At 71.1% G+C, this 17,773-nt stretch carries 20 protein-coding genes and 1 other RNA gene; 10 read left to right on the top strand and 11 right to left on the bottom strand.

The window, feature by feature from the left end:
- Nucleotides 1-9: 9 nt before the first annotated feature.
- Together OG430_RS34140 and OG430_RS34145 are read right to left on the bottom strand one after the other, a co-directional pair.
- Nucleotides 10-162, bottom strand: coding sequence for a hypothetical protein (locus OG430_RS34140; protein WP_327356500.1), 153 nt, complete (start codon nt 160-162; stop codon nt 10-12).
- 48 nt (nt 163-210) lie between these two features.
- Entirely contained in the window at nt 211-1,368 is a 1,158-nt protein-coding gene (locus OG430_RS34145) for a hypothetical protein (protein WP_327356501.1), read from the bottom strand.
- A 226-nt stretch (nt 1,369-1,594) separates the two neighbouring features.
- On the opposite strand from OG430_RS34145, the gene OG430_RS34150 reads away from it, so the two are divergent.
- Genes OG430_RS34150 through OG430_RS34165 form a run of 4 tightly spaced genes read left to right on the top strand, consistent with a single transcriptional unit; the run spans nt 1,595 to nt 5,582 of the window.
- Entirely contained in the window at nt 1,595-2,635 is a 1,041-nt protein-coding gene (locus tag OG430_RS34150) for an ABC transporter substrate-binding protein (protein WP_327356502.1), read from the top strand.
- A gap of 51 nt (nt 2,636-2,686) precedes the next feature.
- Nucleotides 2,687-3,550 carry a Nif3-like dinuclear metal center hexameric protein gene (locus tag OG430_RS34155; RefSeq protein WP_327356503.1) on the top strand — a complete coding sequence of 288 codons (864 nt, stop codon included), beginning with the start codon at nt 2,687-2,689 and terminating at the stop codon, nt 3,548-3,550.
- The gene (locus OG430_RS34160) at nt 3,547-4,290 is read left to right on the top strand and encodes a zinc ribbon domain-containing protein (RefSeq protein WP_327359339.1); all 744 of its coding nucleotides are present in this window, start codon (nt 3,547-3,549) and stop codon (nt 4,288-4,290) included. The genes OG430_RS34155 and OG430_RS34160 overlap by 4 nt, the downstream gene beginning before the upstream one ends.
- Entirely contained in the window at nt 4,290-5,582 is a 1,293-nt protein-coding gene (locus OG430_RS34165; protein ID WP_327356504.1) for a bifunctional RNase H/acid phosphatase, read from the top strand. The genes OG430_RS34160 and OG430_RS34165 overlap by 1 nt, the downstream gene beginning before the upstream one ends.
- 67 nt (nt 5,583-5,649) lie before the next feature.
- Here OG430_RS34165 and eda read toward each other — a convergent pair whose 3' ends face one another.
- Nucleotides 5,650-6,276 (bottom strand): bifunctional 4-hydroxy-2-oxoglutarate aldolase/2-dehydro-3-deoxy-phosphogluconate aldolase, encoded by a 627-nt coding sequence (gene eda, locus OG430_RS34170; RefSeq protein ID WP_327356505.1) that lies wholly within the window; start codon nt 6,274-6,276, stop codon nt 5,650-5,652.
- 72 nt (nt 6,277-6,348) lie between these two features.
- Nucleotides 6,349-7,149, bottom strand: a complete 801-nt coding sequence (gene yaaA, locus OG430_RS34175) for a peroxide stress protein YaaA (RefSeq protein WP_327356506.1) — start codon at nt 7,147-7,149, stop codon at nt 6,349-6,351.
- 202 nt (nt 7,150-7,351) lie between these two features.
- On the opposite strand from yaaA, the gene OG430_RS34180 reads away from it, so the two are divergent.
- Nucleotides 7,352-8,791: an RNB domain-containing ribonuclease gene (locus OG430_RS34180; protein ID WP_327356507.1), complete on the top strand. Its 1,440-nt coding sequence runs from the start codon at nt 7,352-7,354 to the stop codon at nt 8,789-8,791.
- On the opposite strand, the gene OG430_RS34185 is transcribed toward OG430_RS34180, so the two are convergent.
- Together OG430_RS34185 and OG430_RS34190 are read right to left on the bottom strand one after the other, a co-directional pair.
- Nucleotides 8,742-9,380: a hypothetical protein gene (locus OG430_RS34185; protein ID WP_327356508.1), complete on the bottom strand. Its 639-nt coding sequence runs from the start codon at nt 9,378-9,380 to the stop codon at nt 8,742-8,744. The genes OG430_RS34180 and OG430_RS34185 overlap by 50 nt on opposite strands.
- The gene (locus tag OG430_RS34190; RefSeq protein ID WP_327356509.1) at nt 9,377-10,156 is read right to left on the bottom strand and encodes a MerR family transcriptional regulator; all 780 of its coding nucleotides are present in this window, start codon (nt 10,154-10,156) and stop codon (nt 9,377-9,379) included. The genes OG430_RS34185 and OG430_RS34190 overlap by 4 nt, the downstream gene beginning before the upstream one ends.
- Nucleotides 10,157-10,240: 84 nt before the next feature.
- On the opposite strand from OG430_RS34190, the gene rnpB reads away from it, so the two are divergent.
- Together rnpB and OG430_RS34200 are read left to right on the top strand one after the other, a co-directional pair.
- Nucleotides 10,241-10,644, top strand: an RNA gene (gene rnpB, locus OG430_RS34195) — RNase P RNA component class A.
- A gap of 30 nt (nt 10,645-10,674) precedes the next feature.
- A complete protein-coding gene (locus OG430_RS34200) occupies nt 10,675-11,553 on the top strand; it encodes a GNAT family N-acetyltransferase (RefSeq protein ID WP_327356510.1) in 879 nt (292 codons plus the stop codon).
- 32 nt (nt 11,554-11,585) lie between these two features.
- Here OG430_RS34200 and OG430_RS34205 read toward each other — a convergent pair whose 3' ends face one another.
- Nucleotides 11,586-12,473, bottom strand: a complete 888-nt coding sequence (locus OG430_RS34205) for a glycosyltransferase family 2 protein (RefSeq protein ID WP_442816604.1) — start codon at nt 12,471-12,473, stop codon at nt 11,586-11,588.
- 146 nt (nt 12,474-12,619) lie between these two features.
- Between OG430_RS34205 and OG430_RS34210 the strand changes: the two genes are divergently transcribed.
- Complete coding sequence (locus tag OG430_RS34210; RefSeq protein WP_327356511.1) at nt 12,620-13,111, top strand: AAA family ATPase; 492 nt, start codon at nt 12,620-12,622, stop codon at nt 13,109-13,111.
- Between the two features lie 107 nt (nt 13,112-13,218).
- Here OG430_RS34210 and OG430_RS34215 read toward each other — a convergent pair whose 3' ends face one another.
- Genes OG430_RS34215 through OG430_RS34225 form a run of 3 tightly spaced genes read right to left on the bottom strand, consistent with a single transcriptional unit; the run spans nt 13,219 to nt 14,730 of the window.
- Nucleotides 13,219-13,731: a DinB family protein gene (locus OG430_RS34215; protein WP_327356512.1), complete on the bottom strand. Its 513-nt coding sequence runs from the start codon at nt 13,729-13,731 to the stop codon at nt 13,219-13,221.
- Nucleotides 13,732-13,741: 10 nt separating this feature from the next.
- Nucleotides 13,742-14,380: a pyridoxamine 5'-phosphate oxidase family protein gene (locus tag OG430_RS34220; protein ID WP_327356513.1), complete on the bottom strand. Its 639-nt coding sequence runs from the start codon at nt 14,378-14,380 to the stop codon at nt 13,742-13,744.
- A gap of 32 nt (nt 14,381-14,412) precedes the next feature.
- Complete coding sequence (locus OG430_RS34225; RefSeq protein WP_327356514.1) at nt 14,413-14,730, bottom strand: MazG-like family protein; 318 nt, start codon at nt 14,728-14,730, stop codon at nt 14,413-14,415.
- Nucleotides 14,731-14,882: 152 nt separating this feature from the next.
- On the opposite strand from OG430_RS34225, the gene OG430_RS34230 reads away from it, so the two are divergent.
- Together OG430_RS34230 and OG430_RS34235 are read left to right on the top strand one after the other, a co-directional pair.
- The gene (locus OG430_RS34230) at nt 14,883-15,542 is read left to right on the top strand and encodes a TetR/AcrR family transcriptional regulator (protein ID WP_327356515.1); all 660 of its coding nucleotides are present in this window, start codon (nt 14,883-14,885) and stop codon (nt 15,540-15,542) included.
- Nucleotides 15,539-16,759 carry a cytochrome P450 gene (locus OG430_RS34235; protein WP_327356516.1) on the top strand — a complete coding sequence of 407 codons (1,221 nt, stop codon included), beginning with the start codon at nt 15,539-15,541 and terminating at the stop codon, nt 16,757-16,759. Before OG430_RS34230 ends, OG430_RS34235 begins: the two co-directional genes overlap by 4 nt.
- A gap of 9 nt (nt 16,760-16,768) precedes the next feature.
- On the opposite strand, the gene OG430_RS34240 is transcribed toward OG430_RS34235, so the two are convergent.
- Entirely contained in the window at nt 16,769-17,608 is an 840-nt protein-coding gene (locus OG430_RS34240) for a PhzF family phenazine biosynthesis protein (protein WP_327356517.1), read from the bottom strand.
- Between the last annotated feature and the right edge of the window lie 165 nt (nt 17,609-17,773).

A 17,773-nucleotide genomic window follows, 5' to 3' on the forward strand; every position in this document is an offset into this window, starting at 1 on the left:
GCAGGAAAGCTAAGCAGCCCGGGTCTCCTCCGCCGGACGGCGGTGGCGGCCGTGTGGGTCGCTGCCTTCTTCTTGTGCGGAGGCCGGCCCGCGGTGCTTGCCGTGCCCCGTCTCGTTCTTCGCCGCCCCCTGCTCGAAGGCGTCTGCGCTGTTCTCGGTCATCGGATACGTCACCCCGTACGAAGATCGCTAAAACTCAGCCCGCCGAGTTTAACCACCCGACGGGCGGCCCTTCAGCGGCGCCTGCTGCAGGGGTACGGGCCGCGGCGCGGCGGCGGCAGCGGGCGGATCCGGCGTTGCCCCGACCTCGGGCACGCCCTCCGCCGAAGCCGCTGCAGGCGGGGTCTCGGCCGGCGTGACCCGAGCCACGCCGCAGGCCACGTCCCCGGCGACGTACGGCAGTTGAAGCAGGCCGTCCCGCCCCCACAGCCCCGTCCCCGCGAGCCACCCCTCGGGCCCCGCCACCTGATGCAGCGTCCGGTCCGCCGGGCGCCAGAGCCCGAGCCAGGTGCCCGCCGCCCCGTCGATCCGCAGCGCCACCGCGCACTGCTCGGGCATCAGCATCTGCCCGGGCTGTATGGCGAAGGGCGTCACCGCGCAGTCCGCGAGCCGCAGGCACTCCGGGAAGCGGATGGGCAGGGTGGAGCCGAGCACGCCCCAGCCGAGCAGGTCGTGCCCCGGCGCGTCCGAGCGGACCAGGATCAGACCGCCGGCCGGATCGGCAAGCAGCAGCCGGTCGTTGCTGTCGTCCGCGATCTGCAGCAGCGGCGACACCTCGCCGCACCGCTCCAGGTCGATCGCGACCGTCTTCGTGCGGCCGTCCACCTCCTGGTCGAGCGCGAGCATCCGCCCGGTGGTGTCCAGCCAGACCCCGCCCGAGCAGCGCCCGGGCACCTCGGCGACGTGCTCGGGCCCGAAGGCGCCGCCCGCCACCTGCCAGACGGAGCTGGAGAGTTCACCGACCGCGAGGGCGTACGCACAGTCACCTGTCGGCGCCGGCGGCAGCAGCACCAGCGACCCGCATTCCACGGCGCCCAACGGGAGTTCACCCGTGCCGGGACCCGTCGGATACAGCAGCGAGAACAGGTGCCGCCCGTCCACCCGGCGGTGCACCAGAACCCTGCCGTCGGCCATCGGCAGCACCCCGGTGCCCGGCTCCTCCGGCTGGGCGAGCGGCAGGGTCACCGCGTACGGCTCGGGGCCGCCCAGGGTCCAGCGCTCCGCGACCCAGACCTCGCCGGTGTCTCCGGCGGGGGCGAGCCGTGCCGCGTAGGACCCGTCCATGGCGATCGTGAGCTGTGTCGTCGGGCTCGTCGGGCTCGTCGAGCTCGCGACGGACGGGGCTGTTGTGACCGTCGTGGTCGTCATGTCCAGCCGTCACCTCCGGAGGTGAAGCTAGTTTTCGCACGCCCTGCCGTGGCACCAGGCGCCCCCACTTCACACATAAGGGTGGCCATGTCCTGATTCGCCTGTGGGGGAGGTGGCGGGTGTGCTGAGCCGGGGGCGATTGCGTTCACTGAGGCAAAGCGGCTTAAGGTAAGGGGTACCTAACTTTTAGCTGTCCCGTGCTAGCTGTCTTCCTGATGGAGCCCTGATGTCCCTACGCCGCCGCGGCACCGCAGCCGTTGCCATAGCCGTCGCCGCCGCACTCGCTCTCGGCGCCTGCTCCGCCGACGAGGGCGGCAAGGGCACCGGCCAGGGCAAGGACGCCGGCAACGGCAGCAAGTCCGTCGCCCAGGGCGGCGAGGACTTCGCGAAGGCCGCCGAGGACACCGCGAAGATGGGCACCACCGCGAAGCCCGGCGAGTTCCCGCGCACCATCGCGCACGCGATGGGCAAGACCGAGCTGAAGGCCAAGCCCGAGCGGGTCGTCGTCCTGGACGTCGGCGAGCTCGACAACGTCGCCTCGCTCGGCATCAAGCCGGTCGGCTACGCCCCCACCGAGGGCGACGACGGCGTCCCGGAGTACCTGAAGAAGGACGCGGGCAGCCCCAAGAACGTGGGCACGATCAACTCCCTCAACCTAGAGGCGATCGCCGCCCTCAAGCCCGACCTGATCCTGGGCAGCGAGCTGCGCGCGGCCAAGATGTACCCGCAGCTCGCCAAGATCGCGCCGACCGTCTTCTCCATCCGTCCGGGCTTCACCTGGAAGGAGAACTACCTGCTGAACGCCGCCGCGCTGGACGAGCAGGCCGCGGCGAAGGCCAAGCTGGCGACGTACGAGGAGAAGGCGAAGAAGCTCGGCGCCGACCTCGGCGAGAAGAAGCCGACCGTCACGATGCTGCGCTACATGCCGGACCGCATCCGCCTGTACGCGGGCGCCTCGTTCATCGGCACGATCCTCAAGGACGTCGGCATCGAGCGGCCGAAGAACCAGCAGATCAACGACCTCGCCACCGAGATCAGCCCCGAGAAGATCGACGAGGCGGACGCCGACTGGATCTTCACCGGCGTCTACGGCGACGTGCACAAGACCAAGCGGGACACCGCCGAGGACAACCCGCTCTGGAAGAAGCTCGGCGCGGTCAAGAAGGGCCAGGCCAAGGACGTACCGGACGAGACCTGGTACCTCGGCCTCGGTGTGACGTCGGCCGACACGGTCCTGGACGACCTGCGCGGATTCCTGGTCAAGTAACCGCACAACGCAGCAGCCCAGGCGGGGCACGGGGGAAGGTAGCCTTGACCCGTGCCCCGTCTGTCTGAAGTCATCGCCGAGCTCGACGCCCTGTGGCCCCCCGAGCGGGCCGAGCAGTGGGACGCCGTGGGCACGGTCGTCGGCTACCCGGACGCCGAGGTCACGCGCGTACTGTTCGCCGTCGACCCCGTCCAGGACATCGTCGACGAGGCGATCAAGCTCGGCGCGAACCTCCTGGTCACGCACCACCCGCTGTATCTGCGCGGGACGACCACGGTCGCGGCCGGTCACTTCAAGGGCCGGGTCGTGCACGACCTGATCAAGAACGACATCGCGCTGCACGTCGCCCACACCAACGCCGACACCGCGGACCCCGGAGTCTCCGACGCCCTCGCGGGCGCCCTGGATCTTCGGGTCGTACGTCCCCTCGTCGCGGACGCCTCCGACCCGACGGGCCGCCGCGGCCTCGGCCGGATCTGCGAGCTCGACCACCCGCTGACCCTCGCCGAGTTCGCCGCGCACGCCGCGAAGCGCCTGCCGGCCACCGCGCAGGGGATCCGCGCCGCAGGGGATCCGGACGCGGTCGTACGTACGGTCGCGGTGAGCGGCGGCTCGGGCGACAGCCTCTTCGACGCCGTGCGCGCCGCGGGCGTCGACGCCTTCCTCACCGCCGACCTGCGCCACCACCCGGTCTCCGAGGCCACCCAGCACTCACCTCTCGGCCTGGTCGACGCCGCCCACTGGGCGACCGAATGGCCCTGGTGCGAGCAGGCCGCAGCCCAGCTCGACGAGATTTCCGACCGTCACGGATGGGGCCTTCGGGTCCATGTCTCGAAGACGGTCACGGACCCATGGACCGCCCACGCGGCGTCCGCCTTCGCAGTTCCCACCGATTCATCTGGAGCCCCCAACTGAACGCCGCGCCCGCCGACCAGATCCGACTCCTCGACGTCCAGGCCCTCGACGTACGCCTGCAGCAGCTGGCGCACAAGCGCAAGGCCCTGCCCGAGCACGCCGAGATCGAGTCGCTGACCAAGGACCTCACGCAGCTGCGTGACCTCCTCGTCGCCGCCCAGACCGAGGACGGCGACTGCGCCCGTGAGCAGACCAAGGCCGAGCAGGACGTGGACCAGGTGCGCCAGCGCGCCGCCCGCGACCAGCAGCGCCTGGACTCCGGCGCGATCACCTCGCCGAAGGACCTGGAGAACCTGCAGCGCGAGATCGCCTCACTCGCCAAGCGCCAGGGCGACCTGGAGGACGTCGTCCTCGAGGTGATGGAGCGCCGCGAGTCCGCGCAGGAGCGGGTCGTCGAGCTGACCGAGCGCGTCTCCTCGGTCCAGTCGAAGATCGACGACGCCACTGCCCGCCGTGACGCCTCCTTCGAGGAGATCGACGGCGAGAACACCACGGTCACCAAGGAGCGCGAGGTCGTCGCCGGCTCCGTACCGGCCGACCTGCTGAAGCTCTACGACAAGCTCCGCGAGAAGGAGGGCGGCGTGGGTGCGGCGAAGCTCTACCAGCGCCGCTGCGAGGGCTGCCGCCTGGAGCTCAACATCACCGAGGTGAACGAGGTCAAGGCCGCCGCCCCCGACGCGATCGTGCGCTGCGAGAACTGCCGCCGGATCCTGGTCCGCACCTCGGAGTCCGGCCTGTAATGCCGAAGTTCGTCATCGAGGCAGACGGCGGGTCCCGGGGCAACCCGGGGCCCGCGGGCTATGGGGCCGTCGTCATCGACGCGGTGACCGGCGAGGCGCTCGCCGAGGCCGCCGAGTACATCGGGGTCGCCACCAACAACGTCGCCGAGTACAAGGGCCTCGTCGCCGGGCTCAAGGCCGCCAAGGCCATCGACCCGGACGCGCAGATCCACGTCCGGATGGACTCCAAGCTCGTCGTCGAGCAGATGTCCGGCCGCTGGAAGATCAAGCACCCGGACATGAAGCCGCTCGCCGCCGAGGCCGGGCGGGTCTTCCCTGCGTCGCAGGTGACGTACGAGTGGATCCCGCGCGAGAAGAACAAGTACGCAGACCGCCTCGCCAACGAGGCCATGGACGCGGGCAAGTTGGGCAAGCAGTGGTCGCCGTCGAACTCCACGGCGGAGCTGGACGCCCGGGCCGCGCGCAACGTGGCCTCAGCTCCCGCTGCCGGTCCGGTGGGCGACCAGGCGGCGGGCGCGGCGAAGGCACGGGCCGCGCTGTCGGGGGCGCGGGGTTCCGGCTCTGATGCCGCAGATACGTCGACGGGTGTGGCTTCTGCCGGTACGTCGACGGCGGTTGCCGAACAGCCCGGCACGCCCCCGGTCGGCTGGGCCGCCCCCGCAGACCTCGGCACCCCCGCCACCTTCGTCCTGCTGCGGCACGGCGAGACCGCGCTCACGCCCGAGAAGCGGTTCTCCGGCAGCGGTGGCTCGGACCCCGAGCTGTCCGCGGTGGGCCGCCGCCAGGCCGACGCGGTCGCCGCATCCCTCGCCGCGCGCGGCACGATCCAGGCGATCGTCAGCTCCCCGCTCAAGCGCTGCCGCGAGACGGCCGAGGCGGTCGCCGCCAAGCTGGGCCTCGACGTGAGTGTCGAACAGGGCCTGCGCGAAACGGACTTCGGGGCCTGGGAGGGTCTCACCTTCGCCGAGGTCCGCGAGCGGTATCCCGACGACCTGGACGCCTGGCTGGCCTCGCCGAAGGCGGCCCCCACGGGCGGTGGCGAGTCGTTCGCCCAGGTCTCCCGGCGCGTCTCGACGGCCCGCGACAAGCTCACCGAGCGGTACGCGGGGCGCACGGTGCTCCTGGTCACCCACGTCACACCGGTCAAGACGCTGATCCGCCTCGCGCTCGGCGCCCCGCCGGAGTCGCTGTTCCGGATGGAGCTCTCGGCGGCGTCGCTGTCGGCGGTGGCGTACTACGCGGACGGGAACGCCTCCGTCCGCCTCCTGAACGACACCTCGCACCTGCGCTGAACCGCGCGCCGAACGCAGCGGAACGGCCCCTTCCCGCCAGGCGGGAAGGGGCCGTTCCACTGCGCGTTCAGCCTCGCAGGGCGGCGGCCTCGCGGGCCAGCTTCTCCACGCGGGCCCAGTCCTTGGCCGCGATCGCGTCGCCGGGCAGCATCCAACTGCCGCCCACGCAGCCGACGTTCTTCAGCGCCAGGTACGACGGCGCGGACGCCAGCCTGATCCCGCCCGTCGGGCAGAACCGGGCCTGCGGGAGCGGACCCCCGAGGGACTTCAGATAGGCCGTGCCGCCGGCCGCCTCGGCCGGGAAGAACTTCATCTCGCGCACACCGCGTTCGAGCAGCGCGACCACCTCGGAGGTGGTCGAGACGCCCGGCAGGAAGGGCACGCCGGAGCCCTTCATCGAGTCGAGCAGCTGGTCCGTCCACCCGGGGGAGACCAGGAAGCGGGCGCCCGCAGCAACCGACTCCTCGACATTCACGGGGGATATGACGGTCCCCGCGCCGACCACGGCGTCCGGCACCTCGGCCGCGATCGCCCGGATCGCGTCGAGCGCCGCGGGCGTACGCAGCGTGACCTCGATGGCGGGCAGCCCACCGGCGACGAGGGCGCGCGCGAGCGGGACGGCGTCGGACAGCTCCTCGACGACCACGACGGGCACGACGGGGGCGAGGTCCAGGACAGAGGAGGAGGAAGTCATGCCCCCATCCTGCCTGGGCCTATGCAGCATGCGCAAAGACCGTTGCGCATGCTGCAACGCCATGCCTGAGGGTCAGTGAATCTCGGTCACGATCACGTCGAGCTGCCACGCCTTCCCGGCCTTCGCCGGAGCCTGCGCCTCCACCGCGAACCCGAGATCGCCGAGGGCCTCCACCAGCTCGGCGGGCCCGGCCGGCGCGGCACCGGCCTGCAGCAGATCGCGTACGAGCCGCCCCTTGGTCGCCTTGTTGAAGTGGCTGACCACGGACCGCTTCTCGACCCCGTTGACGATCTGGGACTGCAGCACCCGCACGGTCGCCGTACGTCCCGCGACCTCGCCCTTGGGCTTCCAGGCGTTGGCGTACGCGGACGAACGCAGGTCGAGCACAAGGCCGTCGCCCGCCGCCTCGGGCATGACCTCGGCCATCGGCGCGCGCCAGTACGCACCGAGCGCGCCCAGCCCCGGCAGCTTGACCCCCATCGAGCAGCGGTAGGAGGGAATCCGGTCGCCGATCCGCACCGCACCCCAGAGCCCCGAGAAGACGACCAGGGACTTGACGGCCCGCTTCTTCGCGGCGGTGTCGAGATCCGCGAGCCCCAGTGCGTCGTACAGCACACCGGTGTAGATCTCACCGGCCGGCCGGGCCCCGGCGTTCCGCAGCTCGGCGTTCTTGCCGACCTCCCCGGCCAGCCCCTCGCTCAGCCCGAGCACCTCACGCGCCTTGCCCTCGTCCGCGGCACACAGCTCGACCAACTCGTCGAGCACGGCGGCCCGCGCCTCGGTGAGTCCGGGCAGGGAAAGCCCCTCAAGCTTCAGCGGCGCTCCGCGCCCGGAGGAGGCCTTTCCCTCGGACGGCGGCAGAAGGACGAGCACGGGTTCTCCTTAGCGGGTGGTACGGGGGAGGGGTGCGGCCCCAGTGCAGGGTATCCGGCTGACCTTGCTTGCCCTCTTCAGCCCGTCCGGCGTTTGAGGACACCGCCCGCAGGGCGGAAGCCGGCGGCAGCCCGCGGCGGCAGCCGCTGATGTCACAGCCGGGAAGGGGCGGGTTGGGGGAAATGCCCCTACGCTCAGCAACATGCCCAGCCGCCACATGCGAGTGACAGGCGCAGCCGAGGCCACGCTGCGCACAGCCCTGACCGAGCTACGCACCAAGCTCGAGATCCCCCGCGACTTCCCACCGGAGGTCCTCGCGGAGGCGGCCCACGCCGCCAAGAACCCCCGCCTCCCCTCCAGCGACGCCACGGACATCCCCTTCTTCACGATCGACCCGCCCACGTCCACGGACCTGGACCAGGCGATGCACCTGGAGCGCCGCGGCAAGGGCTACCGGGTCCAGTACGCGATCGCGGACGTAGCGGCCTACGTCACCCCCGGCGGCCCCCTCGACCAAGAGGCCCACGCCCGCGTGACCACCCTCTACTTCCCCGACGAGAAGGTCCCGCTGCACCCGCCGACGCTCTCCGACGGCGCCGCGAGCCTGCTCCCCGACCAGACCTGCCCCGCCCTGCTCTGGACGATCGACCTCGACGGCGACGGCCGCAGGACGGACACCGACGTCCGCCGCGCCCTGGTCCGCAGCCGCGCCAAGCTCGACTACGACGGCGTACAGAAGGCCATCGACGCGGGCACCGCCGACGAACCCCTGGCCCTCCTCAAGGACATCGGCCTGCTCCGCGAACGCCTGGAGGTCGAACGCGGCGGCATCTCCCTCAACGTCCCCGAGCAGGAGATCGTCGAGCACGACGGGGTGTTCGAACTCGGCTACCGCGCCCCGCTCCCCGCCGACGGCTGGAACGCCCAGATCTCCCTGCTCACCGGCCAGGCGGCCGCCGACCTGATGACCGCGCACGGCACCGGCATCCTGCGCACCCTGCCCGCCGCCCCGGACGGCGCGGTCCGCCGCCTTCGCCGCTCGGCAAAGGCGTTGGGCATCGACTGGCCGCACCACGTGCCGTACTCGGAGGTCGTCCGCGCCCTCGACCCGCGCCAGGCCCACCACGCGGCCTTCCTCCAGGAGTGCACGACCCTGCTGCGCGGTGCGGGCTACACCGTCTTCACCGGCGGCAACGTCCCCGACCCGCACATCCACGCCGCCGTGGCGGCCGCGTACACGCACTGCACGGCCCCTCTGCGCCGTCTCGTCGACCGCTACGCCGGCGAGATCTGCCTGGCCGCGGTCGCGAACGAGGAACCGCCCGAGTGGGTCCTGTCCGCCCTCCCCGACCTCCCGAAGACGATGGCCGACGGCACCCGCCGCGCCAACGGCGTCGAGCGCGAATGCGTCGACATCGTCGAGGCGGCCCTGCTCAAGGACCGCATCGGCGAGGTCTTCGACGCCTACGTGGTGGACGTGAAGGACCACGAACCGGCCGTCGGCACCATCCACTTGAGGGACCCCGCGGTCATCGCCCGCATCGAGGGCGGCGAGTCGAAGCTCCCGCTCGGCGAGCGCCTGCGGGTCCGGCTCACGCAGGCCGATCCGGGATCGGCGAAGGTCCAGTTCGCGCCTGCCTGAGCGCGGCCACAAGGGCCCCCGGATCGTCCGCGTTGATACGGAGCACGCGCGCGTGCCCGACGGCACCGAGGGGACGTACGAAACGAGTGGGCCGCGCCAGCTCGACAGTGACCGTCGTCTGACTCCCGACGATCACATCCAGCGTCCCGTCCTCGCTCAACTCGAAGTGCCTGCCCGTGGGATAACGCCGGTCCACGCGCGCGTGCGCGATGTCATCGGCCGGTATCCGCAGGTCGAAGAGGGCCCCGTACCGAACCCTCAACGCCCCGTCCGCGCCCACCACATGGGGCCGGGTCACACAGGCGGCATGCAGACCGATCACCTGGATGATGGTGTACACGTCCACGAAGAGCAGCATCGCGTGCACGACCGGCCAGGGAATGAGCACGGCGAGCACGACGGTCTCGACGACGGCCACGAAGAGCAGCCCGTACAGCATCGCGGTCTGGGGACCCGTGTACGCGGCCGGGTGATCGCCCTCCCGCACCTCGTGCCGACGCCGCCCCACCCACAGGACCAGGCTGTACGCCGCCTTGAACTCGTGCACGGTGAGCCGGCGCAGGATCTGCAGGGCCCGCTTCCCCGTCATGCCAACCCCCGTGCGCGTACCACCAACGCCTCGATCATGCGGCGCACCACCTCGGCCTGAGCGGGCGCGAAGTCGGCCATGAAGGCCTCGCCGAAGGGGTGTTGCCTGTCCCGCTCCCCGGACGCGCCCATGAGCTTCACCAGCTCATCCGGCATATACGCGGCGAACTCGGCGGCGAGGGGCGCGATGCGGGGATCGTCCACGCCCGCCTCCGCCAGCTCGTCGAGCCTCGCGTACAACTCCTTTGACCGCGAGGCGAGTTCGGGATCCTCGGCCAGCGGGCGCAGGGCGTCGACGAGCCGGTCGCGCTCCGCGGGGTCGGCCATGCTGTCGAGCAGCACCAGATGCTCCCGGTCCTTCGCGGCCGTCCCCGAACCGGTCGCAGGGCCCAGCGCCCCGAGCAGCTCGGCGAGGCCGGGCGAGACCGGCCCCTCCGCGGGCAGCCGGCCCGCCCGCGCCTGGGCGAGCAGCACCTTGAGCCGGGCCCGCCGCTCCCGCAGCGCGTCCTCCTGCCGCGCGAGATCCGCGTCCAGCTCTTCAAGGACCTCCGCGAGCTCCTTGCCCTCGTCGTCCGCGAGCACGTCCCGGACCTCCCCGAGGCCGAGGCCCAGCTCGGTGAGGCGCTTGATCCGGGCGAGCTCGACGGCGTGCCGCAGGCCGTACTCGCGATAGCCGTTGGACCGCCGCTCGGGCTCGGGCAGCAGGCCCAGGTGGTGGTAGTGCCGCACGGCCCGCGAGGTCACCCCGGCGAGCGCGGCCAGTTCTCCGATCCGCATGCCTTCAGTAGAAACCTTGCCGCTGCGACAAGGTCAAGCGCATTCGGCCCCTGATCGTTGCGGGTACGATGGCGGCACGGCGGAAGAGCCGGCCGGGCGGCCGCGGCCATGACCTTCGGGTGATGGGCGAGGAACGTCCGGGCTCCACAGGGCAGGGTGGTGGCTAACGGCCACCCGGGGTGACTCGCGGGACAGTGCCACAGAAAACAGACCGCCGAGAGCTTCGGTTCTCGGTAAGGGTGAAACGGTGGTGTAAGAGACCACCAGCGCCTGAGGTGACTCAGGCGGCTAGGTAAACCCCACCTGGAGCAAGGTCAAGAGGGGCCCTGGAAACAGGACCCTGCGCGGATGACTGAGGGCTGCCCGCCCGAGTCCGCGGGTAGACCGCACGAGGCCGGCAGCAATGCCGGCCCTAGATGGATGGCCGCCTCCCCCTGGGCCGCAAGACCCTGGGGAGACAGAACCCGGCGTACAGGCCGACTCTTCCGCCCCTCGCCTCCCCGTGATGGGATGCGCCGGTGACATCGCACTCCCGTTCTCCCCTTCCCGTGCTCTCGCCGCAGGCCCTGCGCGCCCGTATCGAGCACTACTACGCCGCCGTGCCCCGCCTCTTCTCCGAGGTGGAGGACTTCGGGCCGCTGGAGCTGTTCGTACGCAAGGAGCCCGGCGCCCCCTTCTACGGAGGGCCCGACCACGCCCGGCCCGTCGGTACCGGGCCCCTCACGCTCGCCGACCTGGAGCGGGTGCGGGCCCGGCAGCGGGAGCGGGGTGTGCCGGAGGCCTTTGAGTGGGTGCAGGAGGTGCGGCCCGAGCTGCGGGGGCTCTTCGAGAGTGAAGGGCGGGCCGTGGCCGAGCGGCCGTTGATGGTGCTCGACCAGGACGTGGAGCTGTCTCCGCAGCCGCTCCCCGGCGGTGTGACGCTGCGTGCGCTGGACGCCGACGACCCGGCGCTGCCCGCTGCCCTCGCCCTCCCGCTCCTGGCCTTCGACGAGCCGGGGACCGCGGTCGGTCTCGCGGGGCCCGCCGAACTCGCGGCCGCAGCGAGGAAGTTGACCGACGACGGGACGGTCGGGACGCTTCTGCCCAGCATCAGGGCGGGCCACAAGGTCGTTGTCGCCGCCCTCGACTCCGACGGCACTCCGCTCGCGGCGGGCCAGTACCACCCGGCGGTCGGTGCCGCCGAGCTCGGCGGTGTCGGCACGCTGCCCACCGCGCGGCGGCAGGGCCTGGCCGCCGCTCTCACGGTGGCCCTCGCCGAGCATGCCCGTGAGCACGGGGTGCAGACCGTGTTCCTCGCGTACGCCCTGGAGACCGTGGCCCGGCTCTACGCACGGCTGGGCTTCCGTCTCGCGGGCACCACCCTGCTGGTCCACGGGCAGCCCGCCCGCGGCGCCTGATCCCGTTCCCGTTCAGATCACCGGGGTCCCGTTCAGATCACCGGGGGGCGCCCGAGCCGCGTCATGCGCCACACGGTCCGCCAGCGCATCGGCCGCCGCTCGCCGCACGAGGTCCTGAGCCCCTCCACGAAACCGCCGGCCCACGCCTTGAGCCCGCCGAGCGACCTGGTGCGGGCCAGCGTGAGCAGCGTCCAGACGCCCAGGTAGACCGGGATCAGGGGGAGCGGCAGGCGGCGGCGGGCCAGCCAGACGCGGTTGCGGGCGGTCATCCGGAAGTAGACCGCGTGCCGGGCGGGGGACGTCTTCGGGTGCTGGAGCAGCAGCTTCGGCTCGTACAGGACCTTCCAGCCGGCATCCAGGGCCCGCCAGGCCAGGTCCGACTCCTCGTGCGTGAAGAAGAAGTCGGCCGGCCAGTCCCCGGTCTCGGCCAGCATCTTCGTGGAGAAGGCGTGCCCGCCCCCGAGGAACGCCGTGACGAGGCCCCGCTTCATCGGGTCCTTGGCGCGCAGGCGCGGGACGTGGCGGCGCTGGGTCTCGCCGGTCTCGTCGGCGATGCGGAACCCGACGATCCCGAGGCGCGGATCGCTCGCGAAGAGGTCCTGGACCGTGCGGAACACGTCGTGATCGACGAGCAGCCCGTCGTCGTCCAGCTCGATCACCACATCCACGTCGCCGTACTCGCGCAGCCTGCGCAGGGCGACATTGCGGCCGCCGGGGCAGCCGAGGTTCTCGTCCAGCTCGATCACCGTCAACTCGCCCGGCAGACCCGGGAAGTCGGGCAGCGGGCTGCCGTTGCCGATGATCACGATCCGCGCGGGCGGCACGACCTGTTTCGCCACGGAATCGAGCAGTTCGCCCAGTTCCTTGGGGCGGTTGCCCATGGTCACGACGGCGACGCCCAGGCGCGGCGGCAGGGACACGGTGAGCACTCCTGACCTCGGGAAAACTCGGGGAAGGTGTGCGCGATGGTAGCCGTTCACCGGGCGGTTGCCGTACAGGCGACGGCAGTTCATGCCGTACGCGGATGGAGTGGAGCCCTGACGCCATCGGTATAGCCTGTCCCACCGTGCCGACCCTGTACCTGACCTGCGGCCTTCCCGGCTCGGGCAAGACGACCCTGGCCCGCCGCATCGAGCGTGAGCGGGACGCGCTGCGGTTGACCGCCGACGAGTGGCTGTTCCGGCTGCACACCAAGGAGCGCGGCCCGGAGCTCGACAAGCACCGCGACCCGGTCGAGCAGGTCCAATGGGACGTCGCCAGGCGGGTGTTGGAGCTCGGCTGCAACGTGGTCGTCGACTGGGGCCTGTGGTCCCGCGAGGAGCGGGACCACTACCGCACCGGGGCCCGCGAGCTCGGCGCCCGCGTCGTCCTGTGCGTACTCGATCCGCCGCGCGCGGAACTGGTGCGGCGCCTGACGGCGCGCAACGCCGCGCTGCCGCCGGGCACCTTCCGTATCGCCGAGGCCGAACTGGACGAGTGGGACGGGTGGTTCGAGCGCCCGACGGCGGCGGAACTCGCGCTGTTCGACCCCTACGAGGGGCTTGCCGGGCCCGCTTAGAGCCTGTTTCTGAACCCCCGTCGTCCGCGCGGAGCGCGGGCGCAGCGCCGTGCGGTGAGAGTGCGTGCCGGGCGTCGGGGCGCAGGCGGGGGTTCAGAAACAGGCTCTTAGGCCCCGACGGTTCCGTCCACCCCTTCTCGCAGAAGGTCGGCGTGGCCGTTGTGCCGCGCGTACTCGTGGATGAGGTGCAGCATGATGAGGCGCAAGGACACGTCCCCGCCCCACTTGGGGAAGTGCACGGTGGCATCGAGGGACTCGGCCGCCTGCTCGATCCGGCGGGCCTGCTCGACCTCCGCCTCCCAGGCCGCGAACGCCTCCGCACGGGTCGACTCCGAGGCGTCGTACGCCGCTTGGAAGTCCCCGCTGTCCGACCACACGTGCGAGATGTCCTCGCCGTTGATCACTCGGCGGAACCAGTGCCGTTCCACCTCGGCCATGTGCCGCACCAGGCCGAGCAGCGAGAGCGTCGACGGCGGCATGGTTTGTTTGCGGAGCTCCTCGTCGCCGAGGCCCTCGGTCTTCATGGCGAGCGTCGCGCGGTGGTAGTCGAGATAGGCGCGCAGCGTCTCGCGCTCGTCGCCTGTGCGGGGCGGGTCGATGCGGATGTCGGGGATGTCCATGGCCATGTCCTCAGCCCTCGTAGATGGTGTCGGCATAGCTCGGCCCGTAGTGGCGCTCCAGCTCCTCGAGGGAGTCGTCCGGTCGCTCCAGGGTCTTGGAGATGCGCGCCCGGGACGGCAGGGCGTCCGGGTTCCAGGTCTCCGGCTTCCACAGCTTGGAGCGCAGGAAGGCCTTGGCGCAATGGAAATAGACCTCTTCGATCTCCACGACCAGCGCGAGCTTCGGCCGGTGCCCCTGGACGGTCAGGGCGTCGAAGAAGGGGGCCTCGCGGACGAGCCGGGCCCGCCCGTTGATCCGCAGGGTGTCGGGCCGGCCGGGCACGATGAAGAGCAGGCCGACCCGGGGGTTGGCCAGGATGTTGTGGAAGGAGTCGGCGCGGTGGTTGCCGGGGCGCTCCGGGATCACGATCGTCGTGTCGTCCAGGACGTGTACGAACCCGGCCGGGTCCCCCTTGGGCGAGGCGTCGCACCGGCCGTCGCCGTCCGCCGTGGAGATCACGCAGAACGACGAGTGGGCCAGCCATTCCTTGGCGAGCTCGTGCAGCGAGTCCCGCGACTTGTTCGCCGCCCGCGCCGTCGGTTCACCGAGCAGCTCGCGTAGTTCGGCCTCGGAGGTGATCTCGACCAGTTCCGTCATGTCTATCGCCATGATCCCTACCTTAGAGGCGCCTCGGAGGCGCCTCAGAGACATCTCTCGGCGACCTTGCGAAGGTGCGCGCCGAAGACCTTCTCCGCCTCCGGGGTGAGCGTGCGCAGTGCCGTCATCGCGGTGATGATCACGTCGCACAGTTCCGCCTGTACGTCGTCCCAGCTGTGGCTCACCCCCTTGCGAGGGTTCTGCCCCTTCGCCCCGATCACCGCTTGCGCCACCTCGCCCGCCTCCTCGGAAACTTTGAGGATGCGCAACAGCAGCTCCTCCTCGGGCGGCCGGTCGTTGGCGGCGTCGAGCCAATCGGTGAGGCGGTCGATGGTGGGCCAGGGCGGAAGGTCGCTGTTCATGGGCGGCAGGGTCCCATGGATCGCTACACGGTCCCCAACAAGCGGAACCGTGTGAACTCTTGACGACCCATCAGATGTATGGGTTCCTCGAACCACCACAACTTATATCGCCGACCCGATATATCTGGCCGACCCCCGGGGGACCCATGGCCATGGCCCGACGCACCCAGGCCCAGCGCAAGTCCGAGACCCGTACCCGCCTGATCGACGCCGCCGCCGAACTCTTCGCCCGCAAGGGCTTCCACGCGGTGTCCGCGGAGGCCGTCGCCGACGCGGCCGAGCGCACGACCGGGGCGCTCTACAGCCACTTCGGTGGCAAGGAGGGGCTGTTGCTCGCGCTCCTGGAGGTGTGGAAGGAACGTACGGCCGCACAGCTCACCGCCGAGATCCACCAAGCCCCGGAGTCCGGCACGCACTTCGCCGCCATGTGGGCCGCCCTCACCCGCCCCGCCGAGGACCGCGGCGACTCCTGGCTGCTCCTGGAGGTCGAACTCTGGCTGCACGGCGCCCGCGACCCGCAGGTGGGCGCGCCCCTCGCGCAGCGCTATGCGCAGGTCCGCGCCGACCTCGGCGAGGGCCTTGCCGACTGGGCCGAGGCGACCGGGACCGTACTGCCCCATCCGCCCGACGAGACGGGCGCGTTGGTGCTCGGCGTGCTGCTCGGCTGCGCGCTGCAGCACCGCCTGGAGCCGGGCGCCATCCCCGAGGAGCTGGTCGTCAGCGGCCTGTCAGGGCTCCTCGGACTCGACGTACCACGCGGCCTCGACGTGCCACGCGGTCTCGACGTACCACCGAAGGGACGTAAGTCATGACGGCACCCGCACTCAACTCCATCAACCTCCTGGAAGACACCTGGGCCCGAGAGGTCCCGCACGACCAGTTCGCGCTGCTGCGCCGCGAGGACCCGGTGCACTGGCACGAACTCCCGGTCGGCGAGGGCTTCTTCGCCATCACCAGGCACGCGGACATCATCGAGGCGAGCCGCAACCCGGAGGTGTGGTCCGTCGAGAAGGGCTCGTTCTTCATCCGGGACCAGACCCCCGAGGCCCTGGAGAGCCTCGCGCTCACCCTCGTCGGCATGGACCCGCCCAAGCACAGCCGCTTCCGCCGCCTGGTCAACGCCGGGTTCGCGCCCCGCATGATCCGCAAGCTGGTCGAGGACATCGAGCGACGGGCGGCCGTCCTCGCGGACCAGGTCGAGGAGGGTGTGGAGCTGGAGTTCGTGGAGCGGATGGCGGCCCTGCTCCCGCTGCAGGTCATCTGCGAAATGATGGGCATCCCGGCGGAGGACGAGGGGCGGATCTTCGACTGGTCCAACCGCATGGTCGGCTTCCAGGACCCGGACTTCCGCAACACCGAGGAGGACGGCCAGATAGCGGCCGCCGAGATCTACGGCTACTGCGACCGACTGGCCGCCGCCCGCCTCGTGGACCCGCGCGACGACATCACCAGCGCGCTCGTCCACGGCGAGGTGGACGGGGACAAGCTCACCGCGCACGAGATCAACATGTTCTTCGTGACGCTGTGCGTCGCGGGCAACGAGACGACTCGCAATCTCCTCGCCCATACGCTGCTGACGCTGATCGACCAGCCGAAGGTGCGGGCCGAACTCGTCGCGGGCATCGACGACGACGCGCTGTGGTCGTCGGCCACCGAGGAGTTCCTGCGCTGGAACGGCTCGATCCACAACTTCCGGCGCACCGCGACCCGCGACACCGAGATCGGCGGCGTCCCCGTCAAGGCGGGCCAGAAGGCAGTCCTCTTCTACACCTCGGCCAACCGCGACGAGGACGTCTTTCCCGACCCGTTCACCTTCGACCCCCGCCGCACCCCGAACGACCACCTCGCGTTCGGGGGCGGCGGACCGCACTTCTGTCTGGGCGCAGGTCTCGCCCGCTCGGAGATCAAGGCCCTCACCCGGGCGCTCCTGCGCCGCTTCCCGAACGTGGAGCCGGCGGGTGAACCGCGGCGGATGCGCTCGGACTTCATCAACGGGATCAAGCACCTGCCGGTGCGCTTCACCCGCTGATGACGCGCCTCACGCGCTGAGCGCCACCGCTGTGCCGGAGACCCGCACCCGCGAGTCTCCGGCCTTCAGCGTCACGGTGAGCACACCTGGGCGGCCCATGTCCTCGCCCTGGTGGAGCGTGAGCACCGACTCCTCCTCCACCAAGCCGAGTTCGCGCGCGTACGCACCGAACGCGACCGCCGCGGCGCCGGTCGCCGGGTCCTCGACGACCCCGCCGATCGGGAACGGGTCACGAACGTGGAAGACGGACTCGCCCGCCCGGTACGCCAGTTGGACGGTGGTCAGCTCCAGCCGCTCCATCAGCTGCTTGAGCCGGTCGAAGTCGTACGACAGATCGGCCAGGCGCTCCCGGGTGGCGGCGCCGATCACCAGGTGGTTGTTGCCCGCGAAGGCGATCCTCGGGGGCAGGTTCTCGTCCAGGTCGCGGGCGGGCCAGTCCAGCGCCGCCAGCGCCTCGGCGAGGTCCGCCTCGGCGATCTCCTTCACGTGCGGCTGCACGCTGGTGAGGGTGGCGCGCAGCTCACCGTCGACCTCGCGGACGCTCACGGGGATCTCGCCGGCGGGTGTCTTGAACACGTAGTCGCCGGGTCCTGCGCCGTGCTCGGCCAGGGCCACGGCCGTCGCCACGGTGGCGTGCCCGCAGAAGGCGACCTCGGCCTTCGGGGAGAAGAAGCGGAGGGTGCCGTCCGGGGTGAGGAAGGCGGTCTCGCTGTAGCCGAGGTCGGCGGCGATTTCGAGCATGCCGCTGTCGTCGAGAGCGGATGCGTCGAGGACGACCCCGGCGGGGTTGCCTCCGGCGGGGTCGGCGGAGAAGGCGGTGTAGCGGAGGATTTGGCTGGTCAGTGGCATGGCGGCAACTTACAGCGAGGTCTCTCTTCTTCCCCCGCCCCGCCCCTTCCCGAAATCCTGCGGAGCTGTGTCCTCAAACGCCGGACGGGCTGATTCATCGCTGATGAATCAGCCCGTCCGGCGTTTGAGGACAGTCTTTTCAAGCCGACGGCAGTCCTACGGGAA

It is taken from the genome of Streptomyces sp. NBC_01304 (assembly GCF_035975855.1).
GTDB lineage: Bacteria > Actinomycetota > Actinomycetes > Streptomycetales > Streptomycetaceae > Streptomyces.

Bases quoted from the DNA above. Each gene is read 5' to 3' on its own strand.
- OG430_RS34190 (WP_327356509.1), bottom strand. From the start codon at position 10,156: ATGCGGATCGGAGAACTGGCCGCGCTCGCCGGGGTGACCTCGCGGGCC.
- OG430_RS34140 (WP_327356500.1), bottom strand. From the start codon at position 162: ATGACCGAGAACAGCGCAGACGCCTTCGAGCAGGGGGCGGCGAAGAAC.
- OG430_RS34185 (WP_327356508.1), bottom strand. From the start codon at position 9,380: ATGACGGGGAAGCGGGCCCTGCAGATCCTGCGCCGGCTCACCGTGCAC.
- OG430_RS34165 (WP_327356504.1), top strand. From the start codon at position 4,290: ATGCCGAAGTTCGTCATCGAGGCAGACGGCGGGTCCCGGGGCAACCCG.
- OG430_RS34180 (WP_327356507.1), top strand. From the start codon at position 7,352: ATGCCCAGCCGCCACATGCGAGTGACAGGCGCAGCCGAGGCCACGCTG.
- OG430_RS34240 (WP_327356517.1), bottom strand. From the start codon at position 17,608: ATGCCACTGACCAGCCAAATCCTCCGCTACACCGCCTTCTCCGCCGAC.
- OG430_RS34145 (WP_327356501.1), bottom strand. From the start codon at position 1,368: ATGACGACCACGACGGTCACAACAGCCCCGTCCGTCGCGAGCTCGACG.
- eda (WP_327356505.1), bottom strand. From the start codon at position 6,276: ATGACTTCCTCCTCCTCTGTCCTGGACCTCGCCCCCGTCGTGCCCGTC.
- OG430_RS34150 (WP_327356502.1), top strand. From the start codon at position 1,595: ATGTCCCTACGCCGCCGCGGCACCGCAGCCGTTGCCATAGCCGTCGCC.
- OG430_RS34230 (WP_327356515.1), top strand. From the start codon at position 14,883: ATGGCCCGACGCACCCAGGCCCAGCGCAAGTCCGAGACCCGTACCCGC.
- OG430_RS34215 (WP_327356512.1), bottom strand. From the start codon at position 13,731: ATGGACATCCCCGACATCCGCATCGACCCGCCCCGCACAGGCGACGAG.
- OG430_RS34225 (WP_327356514.1), bottom strand. From the start codon at position 14,730: ATGAACAGCGACCTTCCGCCCTGGCCCACCATCGACCGCCTCACCGAT.
- OG430_RS34235 (WP_327356516.1), top strand. From the start codon at position 15,539: ATGACGGCACCCGCACTCAACTCCATCAACCTCCTGGAAGACACCTGG.
- OG430_RS34220 (WP_327356513.1), bottom strand. From the start codon at position 14,380: ATGGCGATAGACATGACGGAACTGGTCGAGATCACCTCCGAGGCCGAA.